The organism is Pseudomonas donghuensis (genome assembly GCF_000259195.1).
Lineage (GTDB): Bacteria > Pseudomonadota > Gammaproteobacteria > Pseudomonadales > Pseudomonadaceae > Aquipseudomonas > Aquipseudomonas donghuensis.
Map to the genome: position 1 here is coordinate 251 of NZ_JH650797.1, position 9,506 is coordinate 9,756.

Genomic DNA, 9,506 nt, shown 5'->3' on the forward strand with positions numbered 1-9,506 from the left:
CACCAGGCCTTCCCGTTGTTCAAGCGTGACGCGAATCTCGCCACCGGCCGGAGTAAAGCGCAAGGCATTGTCGAGCAGGTTGGACAGCGCCCGGCGCAACATATGCCGGTCGCCTGCCAGGGGCGCCTGTCCCTCGCGGCTCAACCTCACGTCGGCGTCCTCGGCCAACGGGGCGTAGTACTCGAGCAAGGCATCGGCCTCGTCCTCAAGCGCCAACTGTTGGCGGCTGGGCATCAGCAGGCCGTGGTCGGCCTTGGCCAGGTAAAGCATGTCGTTGACCAATTGCGCCATCCACTGCAGCTCTTCAAGGTTGCTGTGCAGCGCTTCGCGGTATTCGTCCAGGCTGCGCGGCCGGGTCAGGGTCACCTGGGTGTGGGTCAGCAGGTTGGACAGCGGCGTGCGCAGTTCGTGGGCAATATCGGCGGAGAACGCCGAGAGGCGCTGGAAGGCATCGTCCAGGCGTTCGAGCATGGCGTTGACGGTCTGCGCCAGTTCCGCCAGCTCCACCGGCATCTGCCCCTCCGGCAGGCGGGTGGTCAGCGACCGCGCCGACACCCCGGAGGCCACTTCCCCCATCTGCCGCAACGGCCGCAACCCGCTGCGCGCAGCCCAGGCGCCAAGCAGGGCGGTAGCCAGCGCCGAGAGGCCGACGGTAAGCCAGATCAGCTGCTGCATGCGCTGAAGAAAGTGCTGGTGGTGGGTGATGTCGAGAAACAGCGTCAGCTGAGCTTTGCTGTTGTTCAGGTTGACGCACAGGCTGCGGTAGTCACTGGCGCTGGTGTGCAAGGTGCTGAGCCCGACTTGCTGCGGTGAATCGGGCAGGCCTGGCTGGCTGTCGAACCAGATGCGCCCGTCACTGCCACGGATGCGCACGGCAAGGTCTGCCTGGTGGCTGAGTTCGGTCTGCAGGGCAGGCAGGCGCGGTGCGAGGCTGGCCGGGTCATCCGCGCCCTCGAGCATCTGGCGCAGCAGCGACAGGCGGCTGTTGAGCAATTGCTGGTCGAGTTCGATGAAATGGGTTTCGCTGGCACGGCTGAAAAGGATGCCGGCGGTCAGCGAGACCACCGCAGTGCAGGCGGCAAACAACAGCGCCAGGCGGCTGCCAAGGGACAGGCGGCGCATCAGGCGCTGCGCTCTTCAAGCACATAACCCATGCCGCGCACGGTATGGATCAGCTTGTTGTCATGGGCGTCGTCGATCTTCAGGCGCAGGCGGCGGATTGCCACTTCGATGACGTTGGTGTCGCTGTCAAAGTTCATGTCCCACACCTGCGAGGCAATCAGCGACTTGGGCAGGACTTCACCCTGGCGGCGCAACAGCAATTCGAGCAGGGCGAATTCCTTGGCGGTCAGGTCGATGCGCTGGCCGGCGCGTTCGACCCGGCGCCGGATCAGGTCCAGGCGCAGGTCGGCCAGGCTCAGGGTGGTTTCCTGCGCGGGGCTGCTGCCGCGGCGCAGCAGGCTGCGCACCCGTGCCAGCAGTTCGGAGAAGGCGAAAGGCTTGACCAGGTAATCGTCGGCGCCCAGTTCCAGGCCATGCACGCGGTCTTCCACCGCGTCACGGGCGGTGAGGAACAGCACCGGGATATCCAGGCCGGCGGCGCGCACGGCTTGAAGGATCTGCCAGCCATCGCGGCCGGGCAGCATGACATCGAGGATCAGCAGGTCATAGTCGCCAGTCAGGGCCAGGTGCTGGCCGGTATTGCCGTCGCTGGCAAGCTCGGTGGCGAAGCCCGCTTCACTGAGGCCCTGGCACAGGTACTGGCCGGTCTTGGTCTGGTCTTCGACGATCAACAGTTTCATCGGCAGGCTCTTTAGCGTGGATTGCCGGAGGGTTATACCGCGCCGGGTGTGTCGGGTGGCCAAGCTGACAAAGTTGTAATCTTTTTGTCAGGTGACTGCCAGCGGCGGTTTTCTACAGTGAAGCCTGAATCGTCGCAACCCTGGAGTGGGCTTGAATGAAACACCTTTTTATCGTCGGCGCCCTGGCGCTGTTCAGCTTGCCAGCGCTGGCTTCACCGGCACATTCCTATGCTTTTGGTCAGCCGGCGGCAGCAGCAAAGGCTACCCGCACCGTCGAAGTGGTGATGGGCGACATGTACTACGCGCCGCGCAGCCTTGCGGTCAAGGCCGGGGAAACGGTGCGCTTCGTGCTGATCAACAAGGGCGCAGTGGCGCACGAGTTCAGCTTGGGCGATGCCGTGATGCACGCCAAGCACCAGAAAGAAATGCTCGCCATGCAGGGCCAGATGGACCATTCGGCCATGGGCCACGGTGGCATGGAGCATGGCGCAGCCATGCAGCATGACGACCCGAATACGGTGATGGTCGAACCTGGCAAGAGCGCGGAGCTGACCTGGACATTCAGTCAATCGACGCCGATCGAGTTCGCCTGCAACGTACCCGGTCACTACCAGGCGGGTATGGTCGGCAGGCTGACCATCGGCCAATAACAGCCGATTACCCAATGCATGGCCTAAAACCGATAAACTAGGCGCATTTGCTCCTACAGGTTTTAGCCATGCATCCTGCCGCCGAACATTCTCCGCTGGGTAAATCCAGCGAATACGTCGCCACCTACACACCTTCGCTGCTGTTCCCGATTCCGCGGGCGGCGAAATGGGCCGAGCTGGGTGTCAGCGCCGAGACCCTGCCATGGCTGGGTGTCGACTTCTGGAACTGCTTCGAGCTGTCCTGGTTGTTGCCGTCGGGCAAGCCGGTGGTGGCCATTGGCGAGTTCGCCATCCCGGCCGATTCGCCGAACATCATCGAGTCGAAGTCCTTCAAGCTGTACCTCAATTCGCTGAACCAGACCGTGTTCGAGTCGCCAGCGGCGTTGCAGGCGTGCCTGGTCAAGGACCTCTCCGCTGCTGCCGGCAAGCCGGTGGGCGTGCAGATTCGCAGCCTGGCCGAGGTCGAAGGGCAGGGTGTGGTCGGCTTGCCGGGGGTGTGCATCGATGAGCTGGATGTCAGCATCAGCAACTATGAGCAGCCGCAACCGGAGCTGCTGCGTTGCGACAGCAGCCACGTTGTCGAAGAAACCCTGCACAGCCATTTGCTCAAGTCCAACTGCCCGGTTACCGGTCAGCCTGATTGGGGCAGTGTGACGGTGCATTACCGTGGCGCGGCGCTGGATCACGCCAGCCTGCTGACCTACCTGATCAGCTTCCGCCAGCATGCCGACTTTCATGAACAGTGCGTCGAGCGTATCTACCTTGACCTCAAGCGCCTGCTCAACCCTGAGCACCTGACGGTCTATGCCCGTTACGTGCGCCGCGGTGGGCTGGATATCAACCCGTACCGCAGTACTTCACAGGTGACCCTGGAGAACCTGCGACTGGTTCGCCAGTAACGAAAAGCCCCGTTCGATGACGGGGCTTGTTTATTTGGATGGGCTTAGATGCCCATGCTGTGCAAGCTTACGGCAAGCCTGCGCAGGATGCCGGTCAAACTGGGGTGGTTGGCTTCGAAGGTTTCCACAGCCAGGTTGACGCTATCGATCAGATCGTTGTCAGGGCTTGCGGCTTCCAGTTCGAGCTTGGCCTCGATTTGCTGCATCAGCTCACGCAGGTGTATGCGCTCTTCTTCTGAAAGCGGCGGGTTTTGCTCCAGTTGCTCGCGCAGCTCGTTGAGTTGCTGTTGCAGTTCGCGGGCAGGCATGGGTGTTCTCCCTCTATGAATAGGCACAGTCATGGACCCCGGCAGCGGGTGAAAGGTCCATGCCCTGTCTACTAGAGTAATCCACCGGCCAGTGCTTTGCATGACCCTGATCAATGGCGCTGTTTCAGGGCTTTTCGCCTTTGCGCCGGCGTTGGCCGATATCCGCCAGGCAATCGGCCAGGGCTTCAAGGTGGTCGACCACTGAGTGCACGCCCAGGGCAAACAACTGCAACGTGGCCTGGCCGCGCTTGCGTTCCTGCTCCTTGGGGCTCAGGGCTTGCCACTGGCTGCTGGGCCCCCAGGACGACAGCGCGCTGGTCCACAGCCCGGCATTGAGGCCCGATTGCAGCAGGCGCGGTTCGTCACTGACCAGCACACAACCCTCGAGTTTACCCGCCTGCAGGTGCATCAACGCCTGCCAGCAGGCATCTGGCGCAGGCCAGGGGGTGTTGCCGCCGGGGTAGCCATTGAGCCAGGCAGGCAGGGGGCGCGCCAGATGGTTGCCCTCGGCGGCCGGGAGCTCATCGAGCCAGGCGCAAGGAACCTTTTGTTGATGCAGCCAGTCAAGGGTGGGCAGCGCACCGGGAGTCGGGCAGGGAGTGCGGGCATCAGCGCCCGGGTTCACTTCGACAAGGCAGCCGCGCAAGCCGAACAGCAGGGCTGTGATGGCGGGGGAGTCTGGCATGGCAAGGTCCCTGAAATACCTTGCAGGCTACGCTTGGGTTGTTACCTTTTGGTGACGCTGCCGATACACAGTTATTCACTTTTTTGCGGCGCTGTTTATGCCAAGCTGCTTAACGGCAGCAGAGGCCTTATACTTGCTTCATTTTTCGGCGTAGGACGCGCAGCGTCTGCCCCAGTTCGAGGAGTAACTCTATGCGTAGGATCGGCCTGATCGATCGGATGACCCGGGCCTGTGTCTGTGCCGGCGTGCTGTTGGCACCTGTAGTCGCGGCCCAGGCGGCGACCGAAGAAGATCCATGGGAAAGCATCAACCGGCCGATTTTCCGCTTCAACGACACGGTCGACACCTATGCCCTCAAGCCGCTGGCGCAGGGTTACCAGGCGGTCACCCCGCAGTTCCTCGAAGACGGCATCCACAACATGTTCCGTAACCTGGGCGACGTCACCAACCTGGCCAACAACGTCCTGCAGCTCAAGCCGCACGCAGCCGGTGTCGATACCGCACGGCTGATCGTCAACACCACCTTCGGCATCGGCGGCTTCTTCGACGTCGGCACCAAGATGGGCCTGCAGCGCAACGACGAAGACTTCGGCCAGACCCTCGGCTACTGGGGTGTGGGCAGTGGCCCGTACGTGATGCTGCCGTTGCTCGGCCCAAGCACCGTGCGTGATGCCATCGCCAAGTACCCGGACACCTACACCGAACCCTACCGCTACATCGACCATGTGCCGACCCGCAACACCGCCATGGCCGTCGATGTGGTCGATACCCGCGCAAGCCTGTTGTCGGCAGAAAAGCTGATCAAGGGCGACAAATACATCTTCATTCGCAATGCTTATCTGCAGAATCGCGAATTCAAGGTCAAGGATGGCGAAGTCGTCGACGACTTCTGATCCGCATAGGCAAACAAAAGGCGACCTTCGGGTCGCCTTTTTTGTGTCTGCATTTATTTCATGCTGAGGATACGCAGGCCAAGCTTCTGTTCGCCGCCAGGCTGGTCGGCGATCCACACCACCTCGGTGCTTGCTTCCAGGCCCTCCAGCGCCGGGTACTCGGAATCGATACGCACCTCGAGCCTATCGCCGACCTTGAACTGGCGTGGCGCTTGGACCTGCATGCCGCTGCTGGAGAGGTCCAGGCAGATAGCAGCGATGACTTGACCTGCGTGGATCAGGCTGACATCTGCATCCACCCGCATGCGAATGAAATCGCGCTTCTCGCTGTAGTCCGTGTGCACTGAACTCATGTCTGCATCCTTCCATTGCGTTGCGGTTGGAGGGGTTTTTATAACTCCCGGTGCTTTCAGCTGTAAAGAGCATCGGCGACCATCGGTGTGCCCTTGAAACGCCCGGCGGATGGGAGTACCGTCTGCGCCTTACAAGGCACCTCTGCTATTTGCCGGACAGGTTTTGATGTCCTACAACTCATAGAAGAGTAGCTCGAAGTGAATCCAGTACGTGGGCTCCGCTCACCTACGCCCAACCTATTCCTGGCGCCGTTTGCCCACATGCAGAAAACCAGTGCAACGCTGCTGATAATCGATGACGACGACGTCGTACGTGCGAGTCTTGCCGCCTACCTGGAAGACAGCGGTTTCAGCGTCCTGCAGGCAAGCAATGGCCAGCAGGGCCTACAGGTCTTCGAACAGGAACACCCTGATCTTGTGATCTGCGATCTGCGCATGCCGCAAATGGGCGGCCTGGAGCTGATTCGCCAGGTGACCGAGCGCGCGCCGGAGTTACCGGTGATCGTGGTATCGGGTGCCGGGGTGATGAACGACGCCGTCGAGGCCCTGCGCCTGGGCGCGGCCGATTACCTGATCAAGCCGCTGGAAGACCTCGCCGTACTCGAGCATTCGGTGCGCCGGGCACTGGATCGCGCACGGCTGGTGCTGGAAAACCAGCGCTACCGGGAAAAGCTCGAAACCGCCAACCGCGAACTGGAGGCCAGCCTGCACCTGCTGCAGGAGGACCAGACCGCAGGGCGTCAGGTACAGATGAACATGCTGCCGGAAAGCCCCTGGGTGGCCGACGACCTGTCGTTCGAGCACCAGATCATTCCGTCGCTGTACCTGTCGGGCGACTTTGCCGACTATTTTCGCGTCGATGACAGGCGAATCGCGTTCTACCTGGCAGACGTTTCCGGGCATGGCGCCTCGTCAGCCTTCGTCACCGTGCTGCTGAAGTTCATGACTACCCGTTTGCTGTTCGAATTCAAGCGCGGCGGCACGTTGCGCGACTTCAAGCCCTCGGAGGTGCTCGGGCACATCAACCGGGGCCTGATCAACTGCAAGCTGGGCAAGCATGTGACCATGGTCGGCGGCGTAATCGACGAAGATACGGGTATCATGACCTACAGCATCGGCGGTCACCTGCCGTTGCCAGTGCTTTACACCCCGGGCCAGAGCCGTTACCTGGAAGGCCGTGGATTGCCGGTGGGGTTGTTCGAGGAGGCTGTCTACCAGGACCATATCCTGGAGTTGCCGCCGCAGTTCAGCCTGACCCTGCTATCTGATGGCATTCTGGACCTTTTGCCGGGTGAGACACTCAAAGATAAAGAGGCGGCCCTGCCTGAAATCATCAAGGCCGCAGGCGGTAGTCTGGATGGGCTGCGCCAACGATTCGGATTAGCTACGCTTGGGGAGATGCCGGATGATATCGCCCTATTGGTGTTGAGCAGGAACCTTCAATGAGTACGGGTAGAATCCAGTTCGCCGAGCAGAATGGCACCTTCGTGCTGAAGTTTGTCGGTGAAGTGCGCCTGACCTTATGTTCGGCGCTGGATGCGACGATTGAAAAAATCTTCACGGCGCTGAATTTCTCGGCGATCGTCATCGATCTGACGGAAACCAACAGCATCGACAGCACCACCCTGGGCTTGCTGGCCAAGCTCTCGATCCTGTCGCGGCAAAAAGTCGGGTTGCTGCCAACGGTGGTCACCACCCATGCCGATATCACCCGTTTGCTGCAGTCGATGGGTTTTGACCAGGTGTTCAACATCGTTGACCGGCCGATCCCGTGCCCGGAGTGCCTGACCGACCTGCCGTCCCAGGACCAGAACGAAGACGTGGTGCGCTCCAAGGTGCTCGAAGCGCACAAGATCCTCATGGGCCTGAACGACTCCAACCGCGAAGCCTTCCACGACCTGGTCAACGCCCTCGAACGTACCTGACCGTCGACCCGGGCGCCGTTCTGGCGCCGGTCAAACCTCTTTCAAGTCAGCTTCCCGTGGTGGAAACTCAGTCGCCTCGCTGCCATCGGCATTGAGCTGAAAAATCCGCGCCGGTTGCCCCTGTTCGTTGAAAAACACCTGGCCCAGGCCCGCGCTGTTCCACAGCCGCTCGCCGGCCTTGCTGTGGGCGGGTGTACGCGGGATCACTTGCATTTGCCGACGCTTGGTAAACCAGTTGAGCGGCGAGCGTGGCGAGTACAGCCAGCGGTTGAGGCGGTCGAAGGTATCCAGCAGGCGCTTGGGAAACTGGTTTTTGATGCCGCTGCTGGTGATCTGCCACAGGTGCGGGGCGCGCTGGCGGTGGCGGATCTGCACCTCGTAGACGAACGAATAGTGCACGTCACCGGAGAGGATCACGTAATGCCCCGGCGTGCGCGAGTGGCGGAAGATATTGAGGATGACCTGCGCGGCACCGCGATGGGCCATCCAGTTCTCGGCATCCACCAGCAGCGGATAACCCAGCCAGCTGAACACCCGCTGCACGGTTTCGATCAGCTTGACGCCGAAGATCGGCGCCGGCGAGACGATGATCGCCGAAGGATGGTCGAGCAGCGCTTGTTGCAGCTCGCTGAGGGCTTCCCAGTCGAGCAGGCCGGAGGGACGCTTGAAATTGCTTTCACTGCGCCAGCGCCGGGTGCGGGTGTCCAGCACCAGCAGCGCCGGGCTGCTCGGCAGGACGAACTGCCAACCCTGAAAGCGCAGCAATTCGTTGATCAGCGAGTCCTGCAGCGGCGTGTCGAGGTAGTCATCGGCATCGGCGCTGTGGCTGCAAGCTTGGCAGTGCTCCAGCAGCCCGCTGAACGCCTCAGGGTTGTTGCCCCAGCCCTGGCAGAGCAGGTAACCGAGCAGGGCGTTGCCGATGATGCGCTTGGAGAACGGATGGCCATAGGCGGTTTCTTCCCATTGCGCCGACAGGTTCCAGTCATCGGTGATGTCGTGGTCGTCGAAGATCATCAGGCTCGGCAAGTGTGCCAATACCCGCGCAACCCCGCCCAGGCCGCTGGCAAAGCCGTTGATCAGCTGTTGTTCCTGGCGGTAGCGCACCTGGCGCTCGGTGGTGAGGCCCGCCGGCATCTGTGGCTCGATCAGGCTCCAGGGCACCGGCGACCAGACCAACAGGTACATGGCCATGACTTCGGCGAAGGTCACCAGGTGGTTGTCGGCGTTGCTGCTGGTGAAGATCGGCTTGCGCGTGCCACCAAAAAATCGCTCGCGCAGGGTTTCGTTGCTCTCCAGTGCTGGCAGCAAGTCTGCGCGGTGGTAATAGCTGGCCGGGTGCCGGTAGAGCGCGGCGCTGTCATTGACCACCGCACCTTGCAGGTGCTCGCCAAACAGCCCCAGGCGCTCGATCAGCGCATGAATGGCGCGCAGCATCGGGCCAGCGACATCGTCGGCATAAACCTGGTCGCCGCTCATCATCAGCAGGGCAGGGCGCTGCAACGGCGCGGGGTGTTCCAGCAACAGGCGGTCGGCGCACAGCAGGCCGTCTGCTGCCGGGTGATGGGGTTTGCGGCATGAGCCGTGGAGCAGTTGCTCAAGGTGCGAGCGCAGGACGAAGTTCGGCCGGTGCGCGCCCGGGTAGAGCAGGTGCGGGGCGTACTGGGCGATGCTTTGGGTGTTGAGGATCAGGTCGTAGTCGATCTGCGCGTCGCACGGCAGCGGGCTGTCGAGGTTGATGTCGAGCAGGTGGACAAAGGCGTGGCGACCGATCGGGACAACCGTGCAGTTGATGTCGGCGCTAACGCCTGCGCAGCTCAGTTGCAGCTCGGCTTGCAGCGGCTCGGAGGCTACCAGCCAGAACACGATCCGCGTGGGTTCGAGGCGGCGCAGCAACGGGCCGGCCAGTACTGCGGGTAATTCGGAAGATTCAGACATCAACATCTCTGAAAGCAAAGTCGAAAGCATCGCGGGTCAAGTCGAGTCGTCGCACC

The 9,506-nt window shown here is 61.9% G+C and carries 10 protein-coding genes and 1 pseudogene; 5 read left to right on the forward strand and 6 right to left on the reverse strand.

The annotated features are described in order from the left end of the window. Both UW3_RS27800 and UW3_RS0126250 read right to left on the reverse strand, forming a co-directional pair. Window positions 1–1,122 (reverse strand): annotated as a pseudogene (locus UW3_RS27800) (heavy metal sensor histidine kinase); the annotation flags it as partial. Beyond that, on the reverse strand, window positions 1,122–1,802 hold the full coding sequence (locus tag UW3_RS0126250; protein WP_010227128.1) for a heavy metal response regulator transcription factor: 681 nt from the start codon (window positions 1,800–1,802) through the stop codon (window positions 1,122–1,124). The pseudogene UW3_RS27800 and the gene UW3_RS0126250, both read right to left, overlap by 1 nt. Window positions 1,803–1,957: 155 nt before the next feature. Here UW3_RS0126250 and UW3_RS0126255 point away from each other — a divergent pair, with 155 nt between their 5' ends. Both UW3_RS0126255 and queF read left to right on the forward strand, forming a co-directional pair. Next, complete coding sequence (locus UW3_RS0126255; RefSeq protein WP_010227130.1) at window positions 1,958–2,452, forward strand: cupredoxin domain-containing protein; 495 nt, start codon at window positions 1,958–1,960, stop codon at window positions 2,450–2,452. Between the two features lie 68 nt (window positions 2,453–2,520). Next, on the forward strand, window positions 2,521–3,351 hold the full coding sequence (gene queF, locus UW3_RS0126260; RefSeq protein WP_010227131.1) for an NADPH-dependent 7-cyano-7-deazaguanine reductase QueF: 831 nt from the start codon (window positions 2,521–2,523) through the stop codon (window positions 3,349–3,351). Between the two features lie 44 nt (window positions 3,352–3,395). Here queF and UW3_RS0126265 read toward each other — a convergent pair whose 3' ends face one another. Together UW3_RS0126265 and UW3_RS0126270 are read right to left on the reverse strand one after the other, a co-directional pair. Next, on the reverse strand, window positions 3,396–3,659 hold the full coding sequence (locus tag UW3_RS0126265) for a DUF4404 family protein (RefSeq protein ID WP_010227132.1): 264 nt from the start codon (window positions 3,657–3,659) through the stop codon (window positions 3,396–3,398). 124 nt (window positions 3,660–3,783) lie between these two features. After that, window positions 3,784–4,344, reverse strand: coding sequence for an HAD superfamily inactivated hydrolase PcrP (locus UW3_RS0126270; RefSeq protein WP_010227133.1), 561 nt, complete (start codon window positions 4,342–4,344; stop codon window positions 3,784–3,786). 191 nt (window positions 4,345–4,535) lie between these two features. Here UW3_RS0126270 and UW3_RS0126275 point away from each other — a divergent pair, with 191 nt between their 5' ends. Further along, window positions 4,536–5,237 carry an MlaA family lipoprotein gene (locus UW3_RS0126275; RefSeq protein WP_010227134.1) on the forward strand — a complete coding sequence of 234 codons (702 nt, stop codon included), beginning with the start codon at window positions 4,536–4,538 and terminating at the stop codon, window positions 5,235–5,237. Window positions 5,238–5,290: 53 nt separating this feature from the next. Here UW3_RS0126275 and UW3_RS0126280 read toward each other — a convergent pair whose 3' ends face one another. Next, the gene (locus UW3_RS0126280) at window positions 5,291–5,590 is read right to left on the reverse strand and encodes a PilZ domain-containing protein (protein ID WP_010227136.1); all 300 of its coding nucleotides are present in this window, start codon (window positions 5,588–5,590) and stop codon (window positions 5,291–5,293) included. A 261-nt stretch (window positions 5,591–5,851) separates the two neighbouring features. Here UW3_RS0126280 and rssB point away from each other — a divergent pair, with 261 nt between their 5' ends. Continuing rightward, window positions 5,852–7,036 carry a two-component system response regulator RssB gene (rssB, locus tag UW3_RS0126285; RefSeq protein ID WP_010227138.1) on the forward strand — a complete coding sequence of 395 codons (1,185 nt, stop codon included), beginning with the start codon at window positions 5,852–5,854 and terminating at the stop codon, window positions 7,034–7,036. Beyond that, window positions 7,033–7,515 (forward strand): anti-sigma factor antagonist RssC, encoded by a 483-nt coding sequence (rssC, locus tag UW3_RS0126290; protein WP_010227140.1) that lies wholly within the window; start codon window positions 7,033–7,035, stop codon window positions 7,513–7,515. The genes rssB and rssC overlap by 4 nt, the downstream gene beginning before the upstream one ends. Window positions 7,516–7,545: 30 nt before the next feature. Here rssC and UW3_RS0126295 read toward each other — a convergent pair whose 3' ends face one another. Next, entirely contained in the window at window positions 7,546–9,450 is a 1,905-nt protein-coding gene (locus tag UW3_RS0126295) for an alkaline phosphatase D family protein (protein ID WP_026001555.1), read from the reverse strand. Between the last annotated feature and the right edge of the window lie 56 nt (window positions 9,451–9,506).

What these genes read in the sequence shown, in the direction of transcription:
- UW3_RS0126255 (WP_010227130.1), top strand. Translation starts at nt 1,958, where the DNA reads ATGAAACACCTTTTTATCGTCGGCGCCCTGGCGCTGTTCAGCTTGCCA.
- queF (WP_010227131.1), top strand. Translation starts at nt 2,521, where the DNA reads ATGCATCCTGCCGCCGAACATTCTCCGCTGGGTAAATCCAGCGAATAC.
- UW3_RS0126295 (WP_026001555.1), bottom strand. Translation starts at nt 9,450, where the DNA reads ATGTCTGAATCTTCCGAATTACCCGCAGTACTGGCCGGCCCGTTGCTG.
- rssB (WP_010227138.1), top strand. Translation starts at nt 5,852, where the DNA reads ATGCAGAAAACCAGTGCAACGCTGCTGATAATCGATGACGACGACGTC.
- rssC (WP_010227140.1), top strand. Translation starts at nt 7,033, where the DNA reads ATGAGTACGGGTAGAATCCAGTTCGCCGAGCAGAATGGCACCTTCGTG.
- UW3_RS0126250 (WP_010227128.1), bottom strand. Translation starts at nt 1,802, where the DNA reads ATGAAACTGTTGATCGTCGAAGACCAGACCAAGACCGGCCAGTACCTG.
- UW3_RS0126270 (WP_010227133.1), bottom strand. Translation starts at nt 4,344, where the DNA reads ATGCCAGACTCCCCCGCCATCACAGCCCTGCTGTTCGGCTTGCGCGGC.
- UW3_RS0126275 (WP_010227134.1), top strand. Translation starts at nt 4,536, where the DNA reads ATGCGTAGGATCGGCCTGATCGATCGGATGACCCGGGCCTGTGTCTGT.
- UW3_RS0126280 (WP_010227136.1), bottom strand. Translation starts at nt 5,590, where the DNA reads ATGAGTTCAGTGCACACGGACTACAGCGAGAAGCGCGATTTCATTCGC.
- UW3_RS0126265 (WP_010227132.1), bottom strand. Translation starts at nt 3,659, where the DNA reads ATGCCTGCCCGCGAACTGCAACAGCAACTCAACGAGCTGCGCGAGCAA.